Source organism: Rhizobium sp. FG113 (assembly GCF_057809895.1).
Map to the genome: position 1 here is coordinate 346,176 of NZ_JBMDKV010000004.1, position 21,168 is coordinate 367,343.

Here is a 21,168-nt window from a genome sequence, read left to right on the forward strand (position 1 = left end):
CTCACAGGTTGCGCTGGCCGCGCATCGCGGTGCGCGCCAGCATCGAGGAAATCTGCGCCTCGCTCTTTCGGAAGCTCTCGGCATCCGTCGCGGTGACGTTGAAGACGATCTGCGGTGCGGCCCCCGCCCCCGATGCGGCAACGCCGAGCGAACCGTCGGCGCCGCGCCGCAAGGGCAGGATCGCCTCGCTGCCAGCCTCGCCCATCAGCCCCATGTCGCCGCCGAGAGGGAAATAGGTGGGCTGCGAGACCACCCCGCCATCGGCAAAGGGAAGCAGCTTGCCGGCGCCACCGAATAGGCTGGAGGCGGCGCCAGAGAGCATCGTCTCCAGCGGCTTCAACCCCGCCTGTAGCGCGATATCCGTCATCCGATTGGCCAGCCCACGCAGCACATCATCCAGCCCCTTACCGCCCGAGACCGCGCCGCGCAGCGCGCCTGACAGCGCCGAGCCGAAGGAGCGCGAGCGGCCCTCCAGATCGTCGAGCGCGCGCCGCAGCGTCGCGGCCTCGTCGGTCATGGCCGACAGGTCGGTCTGGTCATCGTTCATGGTCGTTCCTCGTGTCTAAGCTTGCCCGGCTGTCCGGAAAACGGGCCATCAGCCCATCGAGATCGGCGCGGGAGACGGCGGGACGCGGTGGCGAGAGCCCACCGGCGGCTGCGTGAAACTCCACCGGCGTCATCGCCCAGAAGGATTGCGGGGGAAGCCGCAGCAGGCAGAGACCGACGTGCAGAACCCGCGCCCAGGGGAAAGGCGTGGGCCCCGCACCGTCCGTCGTCTCCATGCCCGCTGCGGCTAGAGGGGGCGCGCGGAGGCGTCCGCGCCATCCCCCGAGAACGTCGCCATCAGCAAATCGCCGACGATCGCAGCATAACCACCGATGCCGCCCTCGATATCGGCCCCCGCCACATCCTCGTCGGAATAGAGATTGCCGCCGCCGCGCAGGCCGGCGCCGATGATACGGATCATATCCGCCGCCTTCAGCCGGCCGCCGGCGAAACGCTCGGCCAGGCCATTCAGGCTATCGACCGAAAACGCCGTCTCAAGCTCGGCCAGCGCGCCCAGCGTCAGGCACATCACCCGCCGCTCGCCGTCGATCTCGGCCTCGATCTCGCCACGCCTGCGATTGGCCCTTCGTCCTGCCGCTTGTTCCACTGCCGTGCGGGCCGCCATCACAGCGCCTCGAAGGTGATCGCACCGGCCGATTCCAGCGCCAGCTCGAACATAACCTCGCCATTATACTGGCCGGAATATTCGAGCGCGCTTACCTGGAACGGACCGGTGACGCTGCCGAAATCCGGCACGACGATCTGCCAGCTCAGGATCGAGGCATTGAAAAACGCGTTGCGCACCAGCTGGTCGGAGGCCGCGTCCTTGAAGATGCCTGCCCCCGAGACCGAGGCGCGCTGCACGCCGGCGCCGCCCAAGAGTTCGCGCCAGCGCCCGGCGCTTTCGGCATCGGTCACATCCACCGTCTCGGCATTGAAGGCCAGCCGCTTCGAACGCAGCCCCGCCACCGTTTCATAATCCGTGCCGTTGAAAACCCTCAACAGCAGATCCTTGCCCTTCTGCGCCACCATGGCCTCATCCCTTCCACGAAAAAAAGCGCCCCGAGAGGGACGCCCGCGATGTCATCGACTTGTCACTTTCAACCTGGTGGCGAAGATGTTAGGACCAGCTCGTCTCTTCCCTTCGCCGAAATCCCCGCCATGTCCCGTGCCTTCCCTCTGCGTTCGACACAGATGATTGCCGTGCTCACCGTCACGCAGCTCATCGGCTGGGGCACGACATTCGACATGCTCGGCGTCATGGGCCGGGTGATCGCGCCCGATCTTGGGCTGGCGAACGAGATCGTCTTCGGCGGCCTGACCGTGATGATGGTCGTGCTTGCGCTTCTCGGCCCGACGATCGGCCGGCTATTGCAGCGACACGGCGCCGTGCCCGTGCTTGCCGCCTCATCCGTCACCTTCGCCGCCGGCCTTCTCATGCTGGCGGCGACAGAGGGCATCGTGCTCTACACGATCTCCTGGATCGTGATCGGCATCGGCGGCGCGCTGGGCCTGACGACCCCGACCTATACGGCCGTCGTCGAGCGCGAGGGCCTCAACAGCAAACGCGTCATCGCCATCCTGATGCTGTTCACCGGCCTATCCAGCGCGCTGTTCTGGCCGATCCTCAGCCTGCTCGATGCCCAGTTCGGCTGGCGGATCACCTTCGTCATCTGCGCGGCGCTGCAATTGTGCGTCTGCCTGCCGCTCTATCTCTTCGGCCTGCCGCGCCCGGTCGCCGCTCAAGAGGGATCCGCCGAGATGCATGCGGCGCCGGTCGACCTTTCGTCTGATGATCGACGCAAGGCCTTCCTGCTGCTTGCGGCGGCAACGACGCTATCAAGCTTCGTGACCTTCGGCCTGGCGCCATCGCTGCTGGAGGTCCTGCGCCAATACGGCGCCTCGCCTGTGCTCGCGCTGCAGCTCGGCTCGGCGCGCGGCGTCATCGGCATAACGGCGCGCGGCATGGACATGCTGCTCGGTAAGCGCGGCAGCCCGATCGTCAGCGCCATCGCCGGGATCGGCCTGATGGTGGCGAGCTTCGGATTGATCCTCATCGTCCCGCCCTCGACATCGCTGCTCGTCGGCTTCATCGTGATCTACAGTTTCGGCGCCGGCGTCATGGCGGTTGCCCGCGCGCTGCTGCCGCTGGCGCTGTTTTCGCCGCGCGAATACGGCCTGCAGGCCGCCCGCCTCTCGCTGCCGCAAAACATCGCCAACGCCGCCGCCCCCATCATCTTCACCGCCATCCTCGACCGCGCCGGCGCCGGCGTGGTGATGGCCCTGTGCTGCACGCTCGCGGCACTCGCCTTCGGCCTGGTGCTGAGGCTGGCAAGCCTCATCCGCCGCGCCAAGCCGGTTGCTCAGGTCGCCTGAGCCAGCGAAGCCACGATGTCCTTCGTCGGCAAAAGCAGCGTGCGCTCGAGACCCTTGGCGGCGCGGAAGCCGAATTTCAGGTAGAAGGCCTCGGCTTCATCGTCCAAGGCATGAACCATGACGGCGCGAAAGGCGACCGAACGCGATGAGGAGACGACGGACATCAGCGCATGCTTCAGCAATGCCCTGCCCAGCCCCATATTCTGATGGCGGCGGTCGACCGCAAGCCGTGCCAGCAGCGCGACCGGAATTTCGCCCGGCGCCCGGTGCCCCTTGACCTGCCTCGGCGCGCTGTTGCGGCTGATCATGCCCGCGCACAGCGAGTGATAGCCGACGACGCGGTAATCCTCGGTCGCGATGACGACGGTCCGGGTATATTCCTGCTGCTGATTGTAGAGCGCCATGTCCTTCAGGAAGCCATCCAGCGCCGGCTTGCCGCTGTCGAAATCATCGACAAGATGGTGCTCGCCGAGAGGAACGGGCTTGCGAAACATCCGTCAGTCGATCCATTCGGCGTTTGATTTGAACAGCGCGACGAGCCTGTCGTTGACCTTCGCCGGCTCGTCGAGAAGCCCCTCGACAGCATCGAAGACAGCCGCGTCGACGCCGATGAAACGCTGATCGAGCAACTCCTTCTGGGCCGAATAAAACGCCGCCTCGGTCATGAATGCCGTGAGCGACTTGCCGCTGACGGCGGCGGCGCGCGCGATGATCTCGCGCGTCTCAGTATCGATGCGCAGGTTGATGGTTTCGCTTTTCTTGACGCCGGGCATGTCAGTCGCTCCGCATGCGGACACATGAATTCGTATGGACAATGTCCATACAGCAATACTGTACCGCCGTCCAGATTTGAGCTCTCAGCCGCCCGAGACCTCGACCGCCAGCTCCGTCACCGCCCTGAACCGGATCTCGGCGAAATGCAGCCTTGTCTTCTGTTCGCGCCGGGTGCGTGTCGAAAGATGCAGCAGGCCGACGAGATGGTGCGTTTCCAGCGAAAGCGGCGCGTCGTGCAGCAGCATGCGCAGGTGCTCGGCGATGGTCGCTGCCTCCTTCCGGCCGCCGGCGTCGGTCCAGATTTCGAGCGTCAGCAGGTGCTCGGCCCCGGTCTCGGTCGCTGTGGAATAGTCGTTGCTTGCGAGATCGGCGACGATGACGGCGGGCAGTTTTCGGCCGGAGACCAGACGGTCGCGCAGGCCTTCGGGGCCGATCATGGCCGACAGTTCCGCATCGTCGGCGAGGCGCGTCTGGATCGCCGTCAGCAATTGGTTGGCGGCGCTCATTGGCCTTCCTCCTCGCACAGGCAGACGAGATAGTTGCCGCGCTCGTCCGGGTCGCGCCAAGCGCGGATCGCAAAAGCGCGCGCGCCCTTGCGCAGCCGCATGCCGGCTTGGATATCGTCGCGGAAGCGCAGCCAGATGCGGTGGGTGAGCGTGAAGACGTCGGCACCCGCCTGCTCCTCGCACAGTTCGCTGACCGGTTCGATGCGGGCCCAGAACGAGGCGATTTCGGTAAACGAGACGGTGGCGCCGCCCTGCCCGTCCGGCGTCTCCACCGGCGCTTCCAGCGCCAGCCGCGCGGTCATCTGGCCGGGGTCGAAGAGGACCGAGCGCATCAGAGCCTCCTCACCATGAAGGGCGCGATCAGGCGGTCGTAGCCTGCCGGGATATCGGCCGGCTGGTCGTCGACCGCGACCGTGCCGCGGAACGCGAACATCTGCGCGACATGCATCAGCACCGCCCGCTTCAGCGTATCCGGCACCTCGGCGCCGCTTTCGCCGAAGCCGGCAGTGAAGTCGATCTCGATGCCGTTGATCTGCTGACTCGGACTGACTACGCGGCCGAGCACGAGGCGCGCCGGGTGGGCGTGGCCGTCGAGGATGTGGCCGGTCAGCGGGAGAGCGATCGCTTCGCCTGAGGCGTCGTAAAGTGTCAGGCTTTCAATGGTTTGGACGGGACCTCTCGCGATCTGAATCACGCCGTCTTCAGGAATTGAATCAAGATAGAGGCGCCAGGTCTGGGTGATGAGGCAGAGGCCGGTTGCGCGCTCCAGGTGTTCGCGTGCGGTGCGGATGAGGGCGGCGAGCAGCGCGTCTTCGCTGGCGTCGTCGAGGCGGAGGTGGGATTTGGTCTCGGCGAGCGTGATGGGTTCGGAGATGGGTGGGGTGACGAGGGCGTAGGTCATTGTGGGGTTCCTGGTGGCTTGGTGAGATGGCTTGGGGTGTGGAAGAGACGTTGTTCCGTGTGGCCCCCTCATCCGCCTGCCGGCACCTTCTCCCCGCTGGGGAGAAGAGACTCGGAGTGGGCCGCTCGCGCCGACCTCCCCTTCGCCCCCGCGGGGAGAAGGTGGCCCGAAGGGTCGGATGAGGGGGGTGCACGGCAGAGCGTTGCCACCTTCGGGGCTGCACCACCGCCCCCCTCACCCACTCAACTCACCGCAAACTTCACCAGCTTGATCGCCTCGAAGTTCTGCACCCCGCCGCCGACCCGTTTCGTCGTGTAAAACAGCACATACGGCTTGGCCGAATACGGGTCGCGCAGCACGCGCACCCCCGTGCGGTCAACCACCAGATAGCCCGCCCGAAAATCGCCGAAGGCGATGGCCATCGCATTGGCGGCGATATCGGGCATGTCTTCCGCCTCGACGACCGGGAAGCCGACGAGCGAGGCGGCCTCTCCGGCCGTTGCCGGCGGCTGCCAGAGGTAGCGGCCTTCGGCGTCCTTCAGCTTGCGCACCTCGGCCTGGGTCTTGCGGTTCATCACGAAGTTGGCGTTCTGGCGATGGCCCGCCTTCAGCGAATAGATCGTGTCGATCAGCGTGTCGGAAGCGCCGGTCGCCTTGAAGCCGCCGGCGGCACCGGTGGCGATGTAGCCGAGATTGCCCCAGCTCCAGGCGCTGTCGGCGACTGCCGTATAGGCCAGCAGGCCCTTCGGTTTGTTGATGCCATCGCCGGCGACGAAGGCCGCCCCTTCCTGCTCGGCGAAGACGGTGTCGACCTCGCTCGAAATCCAGGCCTCGATATCGACGGCGGCATCGTCGAGCAGCGCCTGGGTGGCGGCCGGCATGGCGTAGAGTTCCATGGTCGGGAAAGAGAGCTCGGCAAGCTGGGCGCCATTAGTCTGCGGGCGCGCCGCCGTCTCGGCCACCCAGCCGGACGCCATGCCCGAGATCGCGAAGGGCTTCTTCAGCACAGCACCCGAGACCTGGCGCACCGTAGCGATCGAACGGATCGGCGACACCACCTGCAGGCGGCGGCCGATGGCGCTATCCGTCTCGTCGGGCACGAGATAGCCGCCATCGGCGCCCGAGCCTGACGACATCGCCTTGGCCTCGATCTCGCGCAGGCCGGCCTCGTCGCCCCGGCGGATATACTGCTCGAAAGCCTGCTTGTGCTCGGTGGTCTCGGCGCCCATCGATGCGGTGCGGCCGAGCGGCGGGCGGGCCTTTTTCAGCGCCAGCTGGTCCAGCACCTTCTTCTGCTCGTCCATGGCGCGGCTGATGCGGTCCATCTTGTCGCGGGTGACGACATCCGACGTCAGCTTCTGCTCGATCTCGCCGAGCCTGGCATCGTTGGTTTCCTTGAAGGCCTCGAAGGCTTCCATGAACTCGTCGAAGGCGGCGGTCATTTCCGGCGCGGCCTTGATTTCGGGGGCGGTCTTCTCGGCAATCTGCATTTTGGTCATTGCGGGATCATCCTTTGTGAAGGGTCTACTTGAATGTGTCTTGCAGCATCATCCGGGCGGCCCGGCGCATGGCGCGGACGAGCTCGGTCTCCTTGTCGCGGAACCACCGCGCATTCTTGATGTTCTGCACGCGGGCGGACGGCAGCATGGGGAAGGTCACCACCGAGATCTCCCAGAGGTCGGCCTCGAGGATGCGGCGCACGCCAGACTTGGCGTCGGTCTTGGCGCGGACGGTGCGAAAGCCGATCGACAGGCCATCGAGCGCGCCGTTCTTCAAAAGCTGGTGCACCTCGCGGGCGCGGCTGACGCCATCGGCGAGCACGCCCTCGACATAGAGCCCGCGACTATCCTCGCGGATCGTCTTCCAGGCGCCGATCGGCTCGGCCGGATCATGCTGGAAGAGCATGCGCACGCCAGCCGCGCCGCGTGTCTTCAGCGAGCGCAGAAAGGCGCCGCGCTCGATCGCATCCTTGCCGAGATCGACCTCGCCGAAGACGCTGGCATAGCCGGAAAATGTGCCGTCGCGGCTGAGGCCGCGCAGCTCCAGATTGGCGAACTTGCGCGTATCCGCGCCGGGAATGGCCCGGGTAGATAGGCGCGTGGGAGATCGCGCCAGCGCGCGGCTTGCGGTCATGATCATGCTCCTCGTTTGATGAATATTTGGCCGGCAGGCTTACCGGTTACGGGCGCCGTATCGGCCAGCGATGCGCTGGAGAATGCCGAGCCCCCACCAGGCGCAGAGGCTGGAGGCGGCCGAGCCCGAGAGCATCACCTCGACCGCGGAGAGCCGATCGACCAGATCCAGCCGCTCGGCGATCCAGATCCCCGTCGGGCCGCCAAAGACGATGCCGCAGGAAAGCCCGGTAAAGAACCGGCTCGCCGCCTCGCGCCGGCTCTTCGGCAGCAGATAAATCAGCGACACGGCGGCACCCGCCGACGCGCCCAGCGCCCTGGTTGCCCAGAGCCCGGTATCGTTGGAGAAGTCGGCCATTGGTTTGGGCCTTTGTGGTGTGATGGAGTGCGCGAGGCGCGCCGGACTTCCACTGCGGCGATGCGGCGGCCGGTTCAATTCTGCTGTCTTTTGAGTCTGTTGCGGGCAGCCGCTCCAAGATTGAGTCCGGCGGTTCACACGATGAATCAATTGCCGACGAGATCGGCCCAACAAGGTTCAAAACCCGCGCGATACTCGTGACGCGTCAGTCGCTCTCGTCGAGCCCGTCGTCCCTGTCCAGCTGCTCGCGCTGCCTGCCGTGGGTGATGTCGGAGACCATGATGGCATCGCGGCCGATACGGTAGGTGATGATATAGGGGCCGACAACCAACTGGCGGCGTCCCGTCAACAAGGGCACCGGAGCGCCGACCTGGGGATAGGCGGCAAGCCTTCTGATGCCGCCCCGGATTCGCGCCATGGCGGCGTCGGCAGCGCGGGAATTGAACGCGCTCAGATAGCCATATTCGTGGCTGAGATAGTCCGCGGCATCCTTTGAAAGAATGACCTTCATCATGCCGCGTCATCTCTGGGAGAGGACGTCAATTCCCGCATGAACTCCTCGAAATCGACGGTCTCGCCATTGCGGATCTGCTCTTCGCCCTTCAGCGTCTGCAGAACATCATTCCCTTCTTCCATGAGGTAATATTTCAGCGCCCGGACGATGACCCAGCTGCGGCTACGGTCGGTGGCCTTGGCGATGGTCTCGATGTCCTTCAGCATGTCTTCTGGAATGCGCAGGGCAATCGGGTCGGAGAGAACGGGCTTGGTCATCGGCTTGCTCCTCGATTTGTAATACGCTGTATAACAAATTTCGAAGCGGGCCTCAATGTTGCCCCCGCACTCGTCGTCCTGACCACATTGCGAAATGTCAGCGATATTCGCCGTCCGCGTGGGCGCTTCTCGCCGTCGACGATATCGGCAAGCCGCGCCGGAATCTCATGTGTCCATTCATAGCGCGCCGGGCCATCCATTTTCAGCAGCGAAAGCGGCTCCAGCGTCAACGTCCGTTTCTCGCCGGTGGCGGGATGGCGGAAGATCATCTCGCACGGCGACAACAGGCTGAGCGAGGCGATATTGTCGCCGAAACAGGGGACGCAATCGACATGGGCGCTGATCCCCTGGCCCGGATGATATTCGTTGGCGATGACCTGATCTGGCGGATGCGGGAAGTGCCCCGCCGCGACCAGGCGGGCGACCACGTCGCGGAGCCAATACGGCAGAGCCCCTAGATAGGCATCACCGGTCACCGCCCGGGCGCGATAGTCATAGCGGTATCCGAAATGCTGGACGCGGCGCTTCAGGGTCTCGTCCCAAGGCGATCCATCCAGGGCCGCGACGAGCACGTCGGCCATCTCCTTGGAGATGAAATCCGGCTGGTATGTCAGACCGTCGGGCAATATGGAGTGCATAACTCTTACTTACACTCCATGGGTGCAATTGACCAGATGCCCACCCCCTCAATACCCCACTGCCTGCCGCTTCTCCTCCTCCGTCAGAAACGCCGCCTCGCCCACCCGCTTCCAGAGCTCGCCGCGTTCGGCCGAGAGACCCGCGACCTTGTCGAGATCCGGCTCAAGCCGCAGCCCGTCGCCATAGCCTGCCGCCGCCCAGGAAGAGAGCGCCGCCAGCGTGCGGGTCAGCATCGGCAGCACCGTCAGCCTGTAGAAGGCGCGGTTGGCTTCCTGGTAGTTGGCGTAGGTGTTGTCGCCGGGGATGCCGAGCAGCATGGGGGGCACGCCGAAGGCGAGCGCGATGTCGCGGGCGGCGCCATTGCGGGCCTCGACGAAGTCCATGTCCTTGGGCGAAAGGCCCATGGATTTCCAATCGAGCCCGCCTTCGAGCAGCAGCGGCCGGCCGGCGCGCATCGGGCCGGAATAGCCCTCGTCGAGCTCCTGCTTCAGCCGCTCATATTGATCGGGCGAGAGATTGCCGCCCTCCTTGGGCTGGTAGACGAGCGCGCCGGAAGGGCGCGCCGAGTTATCGAGCAGCGCCTTGTTCCAGGTGGCTGCGGCATTGGAGAGATCGAGCGCCACCTGGGCTGCCGCGAGCGGCGGAAAGCCGAGATGGTCGTCGAGCGGATGGAAGAGTTTCAGGTGCAGCAGGCCGAGCCCGTCGGTCTCGACGGGGAAGCGGCGGACGAGGCCGCCGGCGCGATAGTCATAGGCTTCCGGCCAGCCGTCGCGACCCTCGACGATACCGATGCGATCGGGCCGCAGCAGATGCAGCTCGCGCAGCGCGCCGCCGATCTCGACCGGTTCGACATAGGCGTTTCCCGAGAGCAGCAGATGGCCGTAGAGCGCCTCGAAGAAATCGGGGCCGCTCATGCGGGCATTCGGCTGGCGCAGCAGATGCAGCAGCGGGTGGTCCGGCCGTTCGCGATCCTGCTCGTAGATGAGCAGCGGTACGCAAGCGGCGGCCTCCGAGACCATCCTCACACAGCGATGCGCCACAGGATTGCGCATGAAGCCCTCGCGCGACAAAGCCGCGTAGGAGCGGCCGGTCCAGCTCGCCCTGCCCTCCGATGTCAGCGACAAGAAGCCGGCGGCTTTGCGTTCGGGCACGGATGTGCGGCCCGCCGCGGAGCCCCACGGCAGGAGAGATCGAAGGTTCATGATCCGGTTTCCTGATGTTTGCGACCGGCGCTCAATTGGCCGATGCTATCGTCTGCATAGGGCGATTAGGCCCAAGCCGTCTCGAGGGCAGCGGTCGCGGGCATGTCCCCGCGACGTGGCTGCTCAAGAACGACGCGCGGCCGGCTCACGTCCGGCCGCAACTATCACAGCGCCGAGCCGATGATGTTGCAAAGCCCGGTGCGCACCACTTCCTTGGTGGTCAGCTGGCCGGCCTGGATATCGAAGACGGCATCGACGCGCACGCCGGCACCCTTCTGGCGCGCGACGACGCGCAGGGTCTGGATACGGCCGCTGCCTGTCGTTTCCTGGAAGGCGTCGACCGAGGAGAGTTCCTTGTTCACCTTGATGCCGGAGAAGCCCTCGGCGGCAACCGCCTGGGCGAGGTTCTTCAAGACGGCCGCGGATTTCGCCTTCGGAAACTCCTGCCACGTCTTGTAGCTCAGCGCCGTCACCATCGGCACGCCCGACACCTTGAAATTCGCCTCGCAGGAAGCCGCCTCAGCCAAGCCCGCGCCCGAAAGCAGCAGCGCCGCCGTCATCACCATGATCTTCAATTTTATCTCCTGAAACGTGTGTTTTCCCAACCCAATGGGAATATCCGACTTCAGGTTGAATTAAAACCGGAAATATGCACGCGGCGGCAACCGGTGCGTTTGCGGCGCACTGGAACAGTGGCGGTAAAGATCAAGCGGCCAGTTCGATGCGGGTTTGGATATAGTCGTCGATCAGCGTCCGCGCAGTTGCTTCCAAGAGCCTCGAATCCTCGCACTCCGCAAGCAGGAGATCGTCGACATGCAGTATCTTGATGAACAGCGTGCCATCCTGACGCTCGACCGACGCCTGATAGCCCTTGTAGGTGATCGGCTTCATAGATCTTTCCCGTCGATCAGACAGTTACGCATCCGGTTGACGCGATTGATCGCCCATCATCACAACTGAATTCCAGTCGCAATGATTTTACAGGCAGTTCTTGTTAGCAACAATCCAATTTCCGAGGCCGCCTCGTTGGCGAACCACAGGCACGAACGGCTAAGCCTCCAATCACCCCAGCGGCTGCTTCACCGCCAGGTCGCTCTCGTAATCCGCCGCCATGCGCATTTCGCGGATCGGGCGTACGAGGTCGATGGAGAGCTGGTAGTTCGGGTGCGCCTTGTAGGCGGCAAGGGCTGCCTCGTCGTCGAACTCGCCATAGACCACGAGATCCACCTCGGTGCCGAGCTGGTCGGTCTTCACATTGGTGCCGATTTCGAGCAGCCTGGCGTGCGGGATTGCGGTGAGGATCGACAGGCCCTCGCGCACCTTTTCCAGGTTTTCGATCGGCGCCGTGAAGAAGACGATGTGACGGATCACGCGGAACTCCTGTATGTCTGATGGATCGCTTTAACCGATAAGCCGGGCGATACCACGGCAGACCCATTGCTTCAACCGGGCGAACCACCCCGTCGGCTGCTCGGGCCTTATGGCTGCGAGGAAGGTCTTGCCGTAGCCCGCCAGTTTCTCGGCGCGATCGGTGCCGTTGACGATGCGGCGGGCGTTGATCCAGTCGTCATTCGTCTCGTTCAGGTGGTCGGCGAGCTTGTGCTTGGAGAAGCTCCCCTGAACCATGCCCTCGATCAGGATCGATACCGCCGGCCCCATCTCCATCGCCCGGTCCGGCTCGGCGACGAGATCGATGCCGGTGAGAACGCTCATCGCCTCGTAGTTCCGCTTGTGGGTCAGCTGCACCAGGCCGCGGCCGAGCCAGCTCTTGCCGTCCTCGTCGGGTCGCCAATAGGGCGTCTTCACCCAGGAGAGCTTGCCGCTGGCGAATGCATTTTCCAGGATCTCGACGGCACGCGCATCGGTCGTCGCCAGCGTCTCGCGCACGGGCTGCATGGTATAGGCCGTCTCGTGAAAGGCGGTCGCCAGGATATAGGCCAGCCAGCGCGGATCGGCATCGGCCATGCGCTCTTCCCAGAAATTCAGAATCGCCGTCATGCCCTCGACCTGCGGGCCCGAAAGCGTGCCCTTGAACAGCGCCTCGCGCACCGTGTCGAAGAAAAACCGCCTGTCGATGTGGATAACCATAGCGTGTAATCCTAAAAGCTGATGAGGACGTCCTGTCCTTAATCGATTAAATTTAATTTAATCGTTTAAAGTGTTTAAAGCCATGATTTACAGACCGTTTGGCACATGGCAGTGATGATCCATCATTCAATTCGTCTTCGGAGGACCGCATGACGCAGCCCGTTCACAGCAATCAGCCGATCATTCCCCAGCATGTAACGGACCAACTCGAAAGCGAGTGGCGCCAGGTTCGCCCCGTGCCGCAGGCACAACGTCCGGCGACGCAGCAACAGCAGCGTTAAGCGCAAGTGCCCGGGGGTGTCAAACACCCCCTCACGGGCTGCTCCTCCGGGAGTGGCCAATACGCCCTCAAGGCTTCAAATACCCCGCACACGCGGCTCCCCGCCACCCTCAAGCATTAACGCCGTCAGCGCCCAGACCAGAGCATCCAGCCGGTCGGGAGAGCGGCCCTGCGATAACCCATCCGGGCCGAAATCACACATCTGATCTTCCAGCGCCATGAAGCGCCCGGCATGGGCGACACGCCCCTGCTCGTAGAGTGCGGCGACCGGTTCGGCGCGCAGAAATTTTCCCCGCGTGGCGCGCACCGTCGTCACCGGCAGCGTCTCGTCGATGCTTTTCAGCATCGAGGTGACCATATCGCCGCCCTGGTTGATCTCTGCCACCACGCGGTCGGCGGCGAAGCGGCGATAGGCTTTCGCCACCGCGCTTGCCCAGCCCGCCGGGCTTGCGCCCTCCACCGAGCAATCGGCCAGCACCACCGCGCGGCCGCTCGCATCCAGCCCCGCGACAACGATGCCGCAGCAGGAATTCAGCCCCGCCGCCGCCGGCGGATCGACCGCCACGACGATGCGGCGGAGATCGCCGGAAAGGCGGATCGTCACCGCATCGAACATCTCGCGGCGCCAGAGCGCATCCTCGCGATCCTCGATTAGCTCGCCATCCAGCTCCTGCCGCCCCAGCCGCGTTCCGCCATAGCGGCCCGCCAGCGCGTCGATGAAGCCGGGCGCCAGGTTTTGGGCATTGGCGCGGGTGCTGATGCGCGTCGTCAGCGTCGTCGTGTCCGATATCAGCGCCTTCAGAAGCGGCACCGGGCGCGGCGTCGTCGTCACCAGCTGGCGTGGCGTGGTGCCGAGCCGCAGGCCAAACTGCAGCATGTCCCAGGTCTCCTGCCCGTGCTTCCATTTGGCGAGTTCGTCGCTCCAGGCGAAATGAAACTGCGGCCCTCGCAGGCTCTCAGGATCCTCAGATGAAAATATCTGCGCCACCGCGCCGTTCGGCCAGACCAGCCGGCGGCGGGAGATCTCGAATTCGGGACGGCGGCTGCGGGCGATCCGCATGATGCCCGAGATACCGTCGATCATCACCTCGCGGGCGTCGCCAAGCGTTTCGGCGATCAGCGCAATGCGCAGATCCGAGGAGCGTCCGGCGCTGGCAATCGCATGCACCCATTCGGCCCCTGCCCGCGTCTTGCCCGAGCCGCGCCCGCCCATGATAAGCCATGTGCGCCAGTCTCCCGGCGGCGGCTGCTGTTCGTCGCGGCCGGTGAAGGCCCAGAGATTGCCGAGCGACGGCCAGAGCTTCAGCCGTTCCGCGAGGTCTTCGGCGGGAAGGTCGAGCATGTCGGCCAGCGAGAGATTGGGCTGGCCCACATTGACGCCGGCGCCGGCATCGGTATCGTCACCACCATCGACATCAGCGTTGGCGTTGATATCAGCGCCGGCATGCACGTCGGCATTGGGAAACCCAGGCACACCGCTCGCCACAGCGTCAACCACCGGCGCCTCACCGGAAACAGCCGCTGCCACCGTCCCCTTATCCGGCTGCGACATCACCCCGATCAACACGGCGGCGGAGCTGCCGGCACCCAGGATCACCGCGCGGTCATCAGCCCGTTTCGCCACGATCGCATCCATTTTATGACTGTAGTCCAGCAAGGCGCCAGCGACCTTGCCCGTATTGGCGTCCGCGACGCGCCGCTCAATCCGGTTCGGCTTCGCGACTAGCGGGCGCTGGTCCGTCGTCAATGGTTGGGGGAGCGCCGTCGCGCTGCCATTCGGCCAGCAATTGTCGGGCGCGGGTTTCGGCTCGCTCTTCGATGCGTGCGAGGAATTTCGCTTTGACATGGTCGAGCCCCCTCGCCGCTTCGCTTTCTTCGGCCGCCTGTTCGCGGTCGCGGGCAAACTGGCGCTGCAGCTGGTCGATCTTCTCCAGCGTGCGGACGATGAGCGACATGGCATCGGTCGCGGCCTTCAAATCGGCGCGGGCAAGCTTGGCGACGGCATCGTCGCCACCGCCGGAGGCTGCCTGCTCGGCCGCCCTTCGCAGGTCACGAAAGGCCGAAAACTGCTCGCGCATCTCGGCCGTCATCTCGTTGAGCAGCACCCGCAGCTCTTCGGCCGGCGATGCTGCGGACTTTGTCTCGAGCATGCAGCCCTCGGCCACCGCCTTTGCCCTGTCCACGTCCGCCTGCGCGGGATCGTTGTCATAGGCATCGTATTGGGGAGCATGGTGAGCCGGCCAGAGGCCAAACAGCTCCGGCGCGAAATCGTCGATATCGGTCATGGGGAAATCCCGTGGCAACAGGCGTTGCGTGGAGAAGCGGCGGTGCCGGCAGCAATTATCGGCCAGCCAGGAGACCGTGCCCCTCGCCGCTTTTCGCCCGCAACTTTCCGACTGTGCCATAACCCTATCAAAGCACCGCTACGCCGTCAAGGATTATTTTCCTATTATCGGAAGATTTGGTTAGACCCAACTGCTTCCCGTAGTGCCCGGTTGTAAATTCTTTTGATAAACTGCTACCATCAGGTGAAGCAGGAGGCAGCCAAATTGAAACGCGTAAATCTTCTTGACTACTTTGAACTGGCCGAGCTGCTAGCTCAGGCGAAGCGCGCCACTTCTCTGGACAGCTCCAAGGGAGGCTCGCTTTATGGTGCACTGTGGAACTTACCCGCTAAGCTTCGTGATTTTCTTCAACAAGACAATGGCTTTAGCACTAGCAAACACGCTGCTTCAGATCTTGCGAACACAACCGAAAATTGGATATCAACCAACATTTGGCCGGACGGGAAGTTTTCAGCTGAGCATTTTGAGAAAGATTTCAGCAGCTGGGAATATGGCGGGATTCCTAAAAAGATAGAATCTTTTAGAAGTGTATTTGAGGCGGAAAGTCACGACGTAGATGTCTATTCCGTGGGCCAAATCGCAATATACAAAACTCAAGCGCTTGTGGCTAACGGTTCACATGTAATCGCAAGCGAATACCGCGAGGAAATGTCGATAGAAGCGTTAAAGGAGTTTGATGACGCCGGAAGGTGCCTAGCCTTCGACTTGCCTACAGCTTGCGGTTTCCATGCGCTAAGAGGGACTGAATTGGTGATGGACGAATACCTTCGTTCATTTGGCGTCACTAAGAAGATGAAGAGTTGGAACGACTATATCTTGACGTTCCAAAAACTGCGCGAAAGCACCGATGCCAATCAAAAGCCTTCGGAGAAGGTTTCCGCTATGCTGGATCGTATGCGATCGCTCGACCGTAACCCACTAATGCACCCTCGCGAGACGCTCGATGGCGTTGGAGCAAACCACGTTTTCAGCCTCGCAGCAATTACCGTCGTTGAAATGATCAAAGATATGCGCCTCACGAGCGCTAGCGCGACGGTAGCTCTCATCGCGGCGAACGCCGGCGCAGACTTGCCGGATGAGTCACTCACAGATTGACGAATCCGGATCATCTCGGTTGCAACTCTATCCTTGGTTTGCATCATAGCTACAACAAAGAAAGAATTGCAATTTACATATGTCTAATGGATTGATAAATATGGATTTTTTGTGTAAATCCTAATCAATTAGCAACGGTCGCCCCTCAGGATCGCTTCCAGCAAGGGGCGATCGACATGCAGGCCATCCAGATACGACTAGCCGACATCATCGAGGCGTTGAGCAAGGCGCTCGACCTCACCGAAGGCCAGCCGCCCGGCCATTGCATCCGCGCCTGCTATATCGGCACCCATATCGGCCGCGAGATCGGCATGGCGGATGAGGCGCTGCAGGAGCTCTATTACACGCTGCTCCTCAAGGATCTCGGCTGCAGCAGCAATGCGGCGCGGATCTGCGAGCTCTACATGGCCGACGATCTCTCCTTCAAGCGCGACTTCAAGCTGGTCGACGGAAGCCTCAGCCAGGTGCTGCGCTTCGTGCTTTCGCATACCGGCATGCAGGCCGGCCTTGCCGAGCGGTTTCGCGGGATCGTCAACATCCTGCAGAACGGCGGACGCATCGCCACCGACCTGATCCAGACCCGTTGCCAGCGCGGCGCCGAGATCGCGAGACAGATGCGGTTTTCGGAGGGCGTGGCCGATGGTGTGCTCAGCCTCGACGAACACTGGAACGGCGGCGGCAAGCCGCTCGGGATATCAGGCGAGGACATCCCGCTTTATTCGCGTATCGCGCTCATCTCGCAGGTGGCCGATATCTTCCAGATGAGCGCCGGGCCGCAGGCTGCCATCGCAGAGATTGAAAAGCGCGCCGGCAGCTGGTTCGACCCTGCTCTTGCCGCCGCCTTCATCCGCATCGCCGGCCGCGACACCTTCTGGCAGACGCTGCGCTCGCCAGCGCTGGAGACGATCGTGCTCGACAGCGAGCCCGGCCAGCAGGCGATCATGGCCGATGACGATTATCTCGATGATATCGCTGCCGCTTTCGCCCGCGTCATCGACGCCAAGAGCCCCTATACGTCAGGCCATAGCGACCGCGTGGCGCTGTTTACCGACCTGATCGCCGAGGAGATGGGGATCGACGAGAAGGGCCGCCGGCTGTTGCGCCGCGCCGCCCTGCTTCACGATATCGGCAAGCTCGGCGTCAGCAACAGCGTGCTCGACAAGCCGGGCAAGCTCGACGACGAGGAATGGGGCCAGATGAAGCGCCATGCCGAGTTCTCGGAGATGATCCTCTCCCATATCGGCGCTTTCTCCGATCTCGCCCGCATCGGCGGCGCCCATCACGAGCGGCTGGATGGCAAGGGCTATCCGCGCGGGCTAATGGCCGATGAAATCCCGATGGAAGTGAGGATCGTCTCGACCGCCGACGTGTTCGACGCGCTCACCGCCGACCGCCCCTATCGCGCGGCCCTGCCGATCTCCAAGGCGCTGTCGATCCTCTGGGAAGGTGCGGGCCAGGCGCATGACCCTATCTGCATCGAGGCGCTGCAGCGGGCGCTTGCGAGAACCGAGCTGGAGCGGCCGGATAGCGTGGAGGAAGAAGACCGCGCGGCTGCGTGAGTTTTTCTGATTGGTCTCGCAATATTCTATTGTGCTAAAATACAGATCATGACCCGCGAAGAGCTTGCATCCTTCGCGCTCAGCCTGCCCGAGGCGGTCGAGAGCGCGCATCACGGCACACGCGATTTTCGCGTGCGGACGAGGATTTTTCTCACCATGCCGGAGCAGGATTATTGCGTCGTCAGGCTGACGCCGGAGCAGCAGCACATGACGCTGGCGGTCTCGCCGAAGGAGACGATCGCGGTTCCCGGCGGCTGGGGCCTGCGCGGCTCGACGCGGCTGTTCTTTCAGCTGGCGAGCGACGCGCTGGTGCAGGATCTGGTGCGCCGCTCCTGGCAGAACGCCGCGCCGAAAACCCTGCAAAGACAGTTCGTTGTCATCCCTTCCCCATAAGTCGATTCAGCCAGAATCCACTCAGCGATTGCCAACCTCATCCGGTGTCTTCGGCGCATCGTCGCCCACCGTCAGCGGCCAGTCGACGACGTAGTCCTCGTAGTTGTCGACATCGATGCCCGTCTCGTCGATGGTGCGGCCGCGCGCCGAAATGCCGGCGATGTGCACCGTCTCCGGGTCGCCCGAGACCAGCGGATGCCACCAGTAGAGATCGCGGCCCTCGTTCAGCAGCCGGTAGCCGCAGGTCGGCGGCAGCCAGGGGATCTCGTCGACATTCTGCTTGGTCAGTTGCACGCAATCGGGCACGAAATCCCAGCGATTGGGGTAGCTCGAACACTGACAGCTCTCGCTGTCCAGCAGCTTGCAGCGGATCGAGGTGAAGTAGATATCGCCGCTATCCCACTCCTCGAGCTTGTTGAGACAACAGAGACCGCAGCCGTCGCAGATGCTTTCCCACTCGGCATTGGTCATTTCGTTCAGCGTCTTTTGCTTCCAGAAGGGTTGCTCTTCCATCATTCCGTTCTTGCAACAGCACCCGCAAAATCGCGTGAGTGCTTTCCATTTCTCTTGTTCTTCGGTGGCAAATCAACCAAAGATTCACCCTGCGCCGGTTACCCCGGATGCGAGCGGCAGATTTGCCATAGTTCGACCTCAGTCTATCAGACGTCGAACTGACTGATCGGGCGGGAATATAAGACGTGACGGATCCGGACAATCCAGAAAAGCAGCCGCGCAAGAAACGCCACTTGCTGCTGAAGATCGATTCATGGATCGATTCCACCATCTGGAACGCCGGTTTCCGCTCCGCCGAAATCTGGGAAGACATCACCATCTTCTTCCGCCGCTTCCGCGTTCGCGGCTGGAAGCGCGTCGTCTTCGAACTTGCCGGCGAAGGCCTGACATGGGGTTCGGTCGGCGCCGTCTTGATGCTTGCCCTTGCCCAGCCCGCCTTTGAAGCTACCAAGGAAGATTGGCGCAATCGCGGCGATTATGCCGTCACCTTCCTCGACCGCTATGGCAACGTCATCGGCCATCGCGGCGTCATCCACCAGAATTCGGTGCCGATCGACGAGCTGCCCGACAGCCTGATCAAATCGGTGCTGGCGACCGAAGACCGCCGCTTTTTCAGCCACTTCGGCATCGACGTCATCGGCCTCTTCCGCGCCATCGTCACCAACGCGCAGGCCGGCGGCGTGGTTCAGGGCGGCTCGACGCTGACGCAGCAGCTCGCCAAGAACCTGTTCCTATCCAACGAACGCTCGATCGACCGCAAGATCACCGAGGCCTTCCTGGCGCTCTGGCTCGAAGCCAATCTGTCGAAGAAGGAAATCCTCTCCACCTATCTCGACCGCGCCTATATGGGCGGCGGCACGTTTGGGGCGGCGGCGGCGGCGCAGTTCTATTTCGGCAAGAACATCACCGATGTGAACCTTGCCGAATCCGCCATGCTCGCCGGCCTCTTCAAGGCGCCGGCGAAATACGCCCCGCACGTCAACCTGCCCGCCGCGCGCGGCCGCGCCAACGAGGTTCTCACCAATCTCGTGCAGAGCGGCATGATGACTGAGGGCCAGGTGATCGCGGCACGCCGCAGCCCGGCCACCGTCGTCGACCGCAACCAGGTGGAATCGCCCGATTTCTTCCTCGACTGGGCCTTCGACGAAACCATGCGGCTTTCGCCGCGCTTCCACCAGCATTCGCTGATCGTGCGCACCACTGTCGACATGGGCCTGCAGCACGCGGCCGAGGATTCGATGGAAACGTCGCTGCGCGAATATGGCGAGAGCTATCACGCCAAGCAGGGCGCGATGGTGATGATCGAAAACGGCGGCGCCGTGCGCGCCATGGTGGGCGGGCGCGATTATGGCGAGAGCCAGTTCAACCGCGCCACCAAGGCGCTGCGCCAGCCGGGCTCCTCCTTCAAGGTCTACACCTATTCGGTGGCCATGGAGAACGGCATGACGCCCGACAGCATCGTCGTCGACGCGCCGATCTCCTGGGGCAACTGGAGCCCGCACAATTACGAAAACCGCTATGCCGGCCGCATCACGATCGCGACCGCGGTGGCGCAATCGATCAACACCATTCCGGTCCGTCTCGCCAAGGAGAAGTTCGGCATTGCGCCCATCCGGGCCATGGCCACCAATCTCGGCGTGGAATCGCCGGTTCGAAACGACGTGACGATCCCGATCGGCACCTCTGAAGTCACCGTCATGGACCAGGCGACCGCCTATGCGGTCTTCCCGGCCGGCGGCTACCAGTCGCGGCGCCACGGCATCACCCAGATCCTCGATTACGGTGGCGACGTTCTCTACGATTTCGACAAGGACGAGCCGCCGGCGAAGCGCGTGCTCTCCGAGCAGGCCGACGCCTATATGAATCAGATGCTGTCGCGTGTGCCCTATGTCGGCACCGCAAGGCGCGCAGCGCTCGACAACGGCATCCTCACGGCAGGCAAGACCGGCACGACGCAGGCCTATCGCGACGCCTGGTTCATCGGCTTCACCGGCAATTTCACCACCGCCGTCTGGTTCGGCAATGACGACTACACCTCGACCAACAAGATGACCGGCGGCACGCTGCCCGCCATGACCTTCAAGCGCCTGATGGACTACGCCCACCAGGGCATCACCCTGCGCGCCATCCCCGGCGTCACCGCCCCTCCGCCCCCCAAAACCATCGCCGCCACCAAACCCGCCGCCGGCGCGCCTCCTCCTTTGGTGCGCCCACGGATGCTCTCGGTGGAATCGACGAAGTTGCTGAAGGATATCGGCGAGGAGTTGAAGACCGCCGCACCGCTGGCGGCGCAGAAGGTGGCTAGCGCGGAGTGATCCCACACGCGACGTCATCCTCGGCCAACATGCCGAGGATCTAAGCACGCCTCCCGGAATGCAACGGTGCGGATGCACGCTACGGCGCCAAGTGTCCACTACCGTCGCCCGAGAGGCACCGTCGGCAGATGCTCGGCACAAGACCGAGCATGACGTCGAGGATGGGTTGCCGTCGGCGCTCACAGCGGATGAAGACAACCGTCAACCGCTTGTTTCCACAGCGAAAACCCCATGCGCGACGTCATCCTCGGGCTCGTCCCGAGGATCTAAGCACGCCTCCGAGAGTGCAACGGTGCGGATGCACGCTACGGCGCCACGTATCCACTACCGTCGCCCGAGAGGCACCGTCGGCAGATGCTCGGCACAAGACCGAGC

General features: G+C 63.5%; 29 protein-coding genes. 6 read left to right on the forward strand and 23 right to left on the reverse strand.

What is annotated here, in order from left to right; all coding sequences use genetic code 11:
- Window position 1 precedes the first annotated feature (1 nt).
- The 4 genes from ACODTZ_RS14705 to ACODTZ_RS14720 are packed head-to-tail and all read right to left on the reverse strand — an operon-like array spanning window position 2 to window position 1,578.
- Window positions 2–547, reverse strand: coding sequence for a phage tail tape measure protein (locus ACODTZ_RS14705; RefSeq protein ID WP_489026558.1), 546 nt, complete (start codon window positions 545–547; stop codon window positions 2–4).
- On the reverse strand, window positions 537–782 hold the full coding sequence (locus tag ACODTZ_RS14710; RefSeq protein ID WP_489026560.1) for a rcc01693 family protein: 246 nt from the start codon (window positions 780–782) through the stop codon (window positions 537–539). The genes ACODTZ_RS14705 and ACODTZ_RS14710 overlap by 11 nt, the downstream gene beginning before the upstream one ends.
- 11 nt (window positions 783–793) lie before the next feature.
- Window positions 794–1,171 carry a gene transfer agent family protein gene (locus ACODTZ_RS14715; RefSeq protein ID WP_489026561.1) on the reverse strand — a complete coding sequence of 126 codons (378 nt, stop codon included), beginning with the start codon at window positions 1,169–1,171 and terminating at the stop codon, window positions 794–796.
- Window positions 1,171–1,578: a phage major tail protein, TP901-1 family gene (locus ACODTZ_RS14720; protein WP_489026562.1), complete on the reverse strand. Its 408-nt coding sequence runs from the start codon at window positions 1,576–1,578 to the stop codon at window positions 1,171–1,173. Before ACODTZ_RS14720 ends, ACODTZ_RS14715 begins: the two co-directional genes overlap by 1 nt.
- Before the next feature lie 129 nt (window positions 1,579–1,707).
- Between ACODTZ_RS14720 and ACODTZ_RS14725 the strand changes: the two genes are divergently transcribed.
- Window positions 1,708–2,922 (forward strand): MFS transporter, encoded by a 1,215-nt coding sequence (locus tag ACODTZ_RS14725; protein WP_489026564.1) that lies wholly within the window; start codon window positions 1,708–1,710, stop codon window positions 2,920–2,922.
- On the opposite strand, the gene ACODTZ_RS14730 is transcribed toward ACODTZ_RS14725, so the two are convergent.
- The 16 genes from ACODTZ_RS14730 to ACODTZ_RS14805 all read right to left on the reverse strand — a co-directional run bounded on the left by ACODTZ_RS14730 (window position 2,910) and on the right by ACODTZ_RS14805 (window position 12,293).
- Window positions 2,910–3,416 (reverse strand): GNAT family N-acetyltransferase, encoded by a 507-nt coding sequence (locus ACODTZ_RS14730; protein WP_489026566.1) that lies wholly within the window; start codon window positions 3,414–3,416, stop codon window positions 2,910–2,912. The genes ACODTZ_RS14725 and ACODTZ_RS14730 overlap by 13 nt on opposite strands.
- A gap of 3 nt (window positions 3,417–3,419) precedes the next feature.
- The gene (locus ACODTZ_RS14735; RefSeq protein WP_112426353.1) at window positions 3,420–3,695 is read right to left on the reverse strand and encodes a type II toxin-antitoxin system TacA family antitoxin; all 276 of its coding nucleotides are present in this window, start codon (window positions 3,693–3,695) and stop codon (window positions 3,420–3,422) included.
- A gap of 84 nt (window positions 3,696–3,779) precedes the next feature.
- Window positions 3,780–4,202, reverse strand: a complete 423-nt coding sequence (locus ACODTZ_RS14740; RefSeq protein ID WP_489026568.1) for a DUF3168 domain-containing protein — start codon at window positions 4,200–4,202, stop codon at window positions 3,780–3,782.
- Window positions 4,199–4,534: a phage head closure protein gene (locus tag ACODTZ_RS14745; RefSeq protein WP_489026570.1), complete on the reverse strand. Its 336-nt coding sequence runs from the start codon at window positions 4,532–4,534 to the stop codon at window positions 4,199–4,201. The genes ACODTZ_RS14740 and ACODTZ_RS14745 overlap by 4 nt, the downstream gene beginning before the upstream one ends.
- Window positions 4,534–5,103: a head-tail connector protein gene (locus ACODTZ_RS14750; RefSeq protein WP_489026572.1), complete on the reverse strand. Its 570-nt coding sequence runs from the start codon at window positions 5,101–5,103 to the stop codon at window positions 4,534–4,536. The genes ACODTZ_RS14745 and ACODTZ_RS14750 overlap by 1 nt, the downstream gene beginning before the upstream one ends.
- 242 nt (window positions 5,104–5,345) lie before the next feature.
- Window positions 5,346–6,602, reverse strand: coding sequence for a phage major capsid protein (locus ACODTZ_RS14755; protein WP_489026574.1), 1,257 nt, complete (start codon window positions 6,600–6,602; stop codon window positions 5,346–5,348).
- 25 nt (window positions 6,603–6,627) lie between these two features.
- Window positions 6,628–7,236: an HK97 family phage prohead protease gene (locus ACODTZ_RS14760; protein ID WP_489026576.1), complete on the reverse strand. Its 609-nt coding sequence runs from the start codon at window positions 7,234–7,236 to the stop codon at window positions 6,628–6,630.
- 39 nt (window positions 7,237–7,275) lie between these two features.
- Window positions 7,276–7,593: a DUF6107 family protein gene (locus tag ACODTZ_RS14765; protein ID WP_489026578.1), complete on the reverse strand. Its 318-nt coding sequence runs from the start codon at window positions 7,591–7,593 to the stop codon at window positions 7,276–7,278.
- Window positions 7,594–7,798: 205 nt separating this feature from the next.
- Window positions 7,799–8,107 carry a type II toxin-antitoxin system RelE/ParE family toxin gene (locus ACODTZ_RS14770; RefSeq protein ID WP_489026580.1) on the reverse strand — a complete coding sequence of 103 codons (309 nt, stop codon included), beginning with the start codon at window positions 8,105–8,107 and terminating at the stop codon, window positions 7,799–7,801.
- On the reverse strand, window positions 8,104–8,364 hold the full coding sequence (locus ACODTZ_RS14775; RefSeq protein WP_111561014.1) for a CopG family ribbon-helix-helix protein: 261 nt from the start codon (window positions 8,362–8,364) through the stop codon (window positions 8,104–8,106). The genes ACODTZ_RS14770 and ACODTZ_RS14775 overlap by 4 nt, the downstream gene beginning before the upstream one ends.
- A complete protein-coding gene (locus ACODTZ_RS14780) occupies window positions 8,361–9,002 on the reverse strand; it encodes an alpha-ketoglutarate-dependent dioxygenase AlkB (protein ID WP_489026582.1) in 642 nt (213 codons plus the stop codon). Before ACODTZ_RS14780 ends, ACODTZ_RS14775 begins: the two co-directional genes overlap by 4 nt.
- A gap of 48 nt (window positions 9,003–9,050) precedes the next feature.
- Window positions 9,051–10,205 (reverse strand): phage portal protein, encoded by a 1,155-nt coding sequence (locus ACODTZ_RS14785; RefSeq protein WP_489026584.1) that lies wholly within the window; start codon window positions 10,203–10,205, stop codon window positions 9,051–9,053.
- 164 nt (window positions 10,206–10,369) lie between these two features.
- Window positions 10,370–10,771, reverse strand: coding sequence for a hypothetical protein (locus ACODTZ_RS14790; protein WP_113239776.1), 402 nt, complete (start codon window positions 10,769–10,771; stop codon window positions 10,370–10,372).
- 139 nt (window positions 10,772–10,910) lie between these two features.
- Window positions 10,911–11,096, reverse strand: coding sequence for a hypothetical protein (locus ACODTZ_RS14795; RefSeq protein ID WP_489026586.1), 186 nt, complete (start codon window positions 11,094–11,096; stop codon window positions 10,911–10,913).
- Window positions 11,097–11,267: 171 nt separating this feature from the next.
- Window positions 11,268–11,576, reverse strand: a complete 309-nt coding sequence (locus tag ACODTZ_RS14800) for a Dabb family protein (protein WP_489026588.1) — start codon at window positions 11,574–11,576, stop codon at window positions 11,268–11,270.
- Between the two features lie 30 nt (window positions 11,577–11,606).
- Window positions 11,607–12,293 (reverse strand): hypothetical protein, encoded by a 687-nt coding sequence (locus ACODTZ_RS14805; protein ID WP_489026590.1) that lies wholly within the window; start codon window positions 12,291–12,293, stop codon window positions 11,607–11,609.
- A gap of 149 nt (window positions 12,294–12,442) precedes the next feature.
- Here ACODTZ_RS14805 and ACODTZ_RS14810 point away from each other — a divergent pair, with 149 nt between their 5' ends.
- Complete coding sequence (locus ACODTZ_RS14810) at window positions 12,443–12,574, forward strand: hypothetical protein (RefSeq protein ID WP_018898946.1); 132 nt, start codon at window positions 12,443–12,445, stop codon at window positions 12,572–12,574.
- A 75-nt stretch (window positions 12,575–12,649) separates the two neighbouring features.
- On the opposite strand, the gene ACODTZ_RS14815 is transcribed toward ACODTZ_RS14810, so the two are convergent.
- Both ACODTZ_RS14815 and ACODTZ_RS14820 read right to left on the reverse strand, forming a co-directional pair.
- A complete protein-coding gene (locus ACODTZ_RS14815) occupies window positions 12,650–13,915 on the reverse strand; it encodes a DNA-packaging protein (protein WP_489026617.1) in 1,266 nt (421 codons plus the stop codon).
- A gap of 358 nt (window positions 13,916–14,273) precedes the next feature.
- Window positions 14,274–14,858: a hypothetical protein gene (locus tag ACODTZ_RS14820; protein ID WP_489026592.1), complete on the reverse strand. Its 585-nt coding sequence runs from the start codon at window positions 14,856–14,858 to the stop codon at window positions 14,274–14,276.
- Window positions 14,859–15,122: 264 nt separating this feature from the next.
- Here ACODTZ_RS14820 and ACODTZ_RS14825 point away from each other — a divergent pair, with 264 nt between their 5' ends.
- From ACODTZ_RS14825 to ACODTZ_RS14835, 3 genes are all read left to right on the forward strand, one after another.
- On the forward strand, window positions 15,123–16,013 hold the full coding sequence (locus ACODTZ_RS14825; RefSeq protein ID WP_113037577.1) for a hypothetical protein: 891 nt from the start codon (window positions 15,123–15,125) through the stop codon (window positions 16,011–16,013).
- Window positions 16,014–16,189: 176 nt separating this feature from the next.
- The gene (locus tag ACODTZ_RS14830; protein WP_489026594.1) at window positions 16,190–17,572 is read left to right on the forward strand and encodes an HD-GYP domain-containing protein; all 1,383 of its coding nucleotides are present in this window, start codon (window positions 16,190–16,192) and stop codon (window positions 17,570–17,572) included.
- Window positions 17,573–17,620: 48 nt separating this feature from the next.
- Entirely contained in the window at window positions 17,621–17,965 is a 345-nt protein-coding gene (locus tag ACODTZ_RS14835; RefSeq protein WP_018898950.1) for an MmcQ/YjbR family DNA-binding protein, read from the forward strand.
- Window positions 17,966–17,986: 21 nt separating this feature from the next.
- Here the strand turns inward: ACODTZ_RS14835 and ACODTZ_RS14840 are convergent, their stop codons facing one another.
- Window positions 17,987–18,478, reverse strand: coding sequence for a YcgN family cysteine cluster protein (locus tag ACODTZ_RS14840; RefSeq protein WP_146618457.1), 492 nt, complete (start codon window positions 18,476–18,478; stop codon window positions 17,987–17,989).
- 185 nt (window positions 18,479–18,663) lie between these two features.
- Here ACODTZ_RS14840 and ACODTZ_RS14845 point away from each other — a divergent pair, with 185 nt between their 5' ends.
- A complete protein-coding gene (locus ACODTZ_RS14845; RefSeq protein ID WP_047507597.1) occupies window positions 18,664–20,793 on the forward strand; it encodes a transglycosylase domain-containing protein in 2,130 nt (709 codons plus the stop codon).
- The last annotated feature ends 375 nt before the right edge of the window (window positions 20,794–21,168 follow it).

Coding starts and splice junctions, on each gene's coding strand:
- ACODTZ_RS14735 (WP_112426353.1), bottom strand. CDS start 3,695: ATGCCCGGCGTCAAGAAAAGCGAAACCATCAACCTGCGCATCGATACT.
- ACODTZ_RS14780 (WP_489026582.1), bottom strand. CDS start 9,002: ATGCACTCCATATTGCCCGACGGTCTGACATACCAGCCGGATTTCATC.
- ACODTZ_RS14725 (WP_489026564.1), top strand. CDS start 1,708: ATGTCCCGTGCCTTCCCTCTGCGTTCGACACAGATGATTGCCGTGCTC.
- ACODTZ_RS14750 (WP_489026572.1), bottom strand. CDS start 5,103: ATGACCTACGCCCTCGTCACCCCACCCATCTCCGAACCCATCACGCTC.
- ACODTZ_RS14740 (WP_489026568.1), bottom strand. CDS start 4,202: ATGAGCGCCGCCAACCAATTGCTGACGGCGATCCAGACGCGCCTCGCC.
- ACODTZ_RS14770 (WP_489026580.1), bottom strand. CDS start 8,107: ATGATGAAGGTCATTCTTTCAAAGGATGCCGCGGACTATCTCAGCCAC.
- ACODTZ_RS14820 (WP_489026592.1), bottom strand. CDS start 14,858: ATGACCGATATCGACGATTTCGCGCCGGAGCTGTTTGGCCTCTGGCCG.
- ACODTZ_RS14830 (WP_489026594.1), top strand. CDS start 16,190: ATGCAGGCCATCCAGATACGACTAGCCGACATCATCGAGGCGTTGAGC.
- ACODTZ_RS14760 (WP_489026576.1), bottom strand. CDS start 7,236: ATGACCGCAAGCCGCGCGCTGGCGCGATCTCCCACGCGCCTATCTACC.
- ACODTZ_RS14805 (WP_489026590.1), bottom strand. CDS start 12,293: ATGGTTATCCACATCGACAGGCGGTTTTTCTTCGACACGGTGCGCGAG.
- ACODTZ_RS14765 (WP_489026578.1), bottom strand. CDS start 7,593: ATGGCCGACTTCTCCAACGATACCGGGCTCTGGGCAACCAGGGCGCTG.
- ACODTZ_RS14835 (WP_018898950.1), top strand. CDS start 17,621: ATGACCCGCGAAGAGCTTGCATCCTTCGCGCTCAGCCTGCCCGAGGCG.
- ACODTZ_RS14755 (WP_489026574.1), bottom strand. CDS start 6,602: ATGACCAAAATGCAGATTGCCGAGAAGACCGCCCCCGAAATCAAGGCC.
- ACODTZ_RS14705 (WP_489026558.1), bottom strand. CDS start 547: ATGAACGATGACCAGACCGACCTGTCGGCCATGACCGACGAGGCCGCG.
- ACODTZ_RS14840 (WP_146618457.1), bottom strand. CDS start 18,478: ATGGAAGAGCAACCCTTCTGGAAGCAAAAGACGCTGAACGAAATGACC.
- ACODTZ_RS14785 (WP_489026584.1), bottom strand. CDS start 10,205: ATGAACCTTCGATCTCTCCTGCCGTGGGGCTCCGCGGCGGGCCGCACA.
- ACODTZ_RS14795 (WP_489026586.1), bottom strand. CDS start 11,096: ATGAAGCCGATCACCTACAAGGGCTATCAGGCGTCGGTCGAGCGTCAG.
- ACODTZ_RS14715 (WP_489026561.1), bottom strand. CDS start 1,171: ATGGCGGCCCGCACGGCAGTGGAACAAGCGGCAGGACGAAGGGCCAAT.
- ACODTZ_RS14810 (WP_018898946.1), top strand. CDS start 12,443: ATGACGCAGCCCGTTCACAGCAATCAGCCGATCATTCCCCAGCATGTA.
- ACODTZ_RS14710 (WP_489026560.1), bottom strand. CDS start 782: ATGGAGACGACGGACGGTGCGGGGCCCACGCCTTTCCCCTGGGCGCGG.
- ACODTZ_RS14775 (WP_111561014.1), bottom strand. CDS start 8,364: ATGACCAAGCCCGTTCTCTCCGACCCGATTGCCCTGCGCATTCCAGAA.
- ACODTZ_RS14745 (WP_489026570.1), bottom strand. CDS start 4,534: ATGCGCTCGGTCCTCTTCGACCCCGGCCAGATGACCGCGCGGCTGGCG.
- ACODTZ_RS14815 (WP_489026617.1), bottom strand. CDS start 13,915: ATGCTCGACCTTCCCGCCGAAGACCTCGCGGAACGGCTGAAGCTCTGG.
- ACODTZ_RS14730 (WP_489026566.1), bottom strand. CDS start 3,416: ATGTTTCGCAAGCCCGTTCCTCTCGGCGAGCACCATCTTGTCGATGAT.
- ACODTZ_RS14790 (WP_113239776.1), bottom strand. CDS start 10,771: ATGGTGATGACGGCGGCGCTGCTGCTTTCGGGCGCGGGCTTGGCTGAG.
- ACODTZ_RS14720 (WP_489026562.1), bottom strand. CDS start 1,578: ATGGTGGCGCAGAAGGGCAAGGATCTGCTGTTGAGGGTTTTCAACGGC.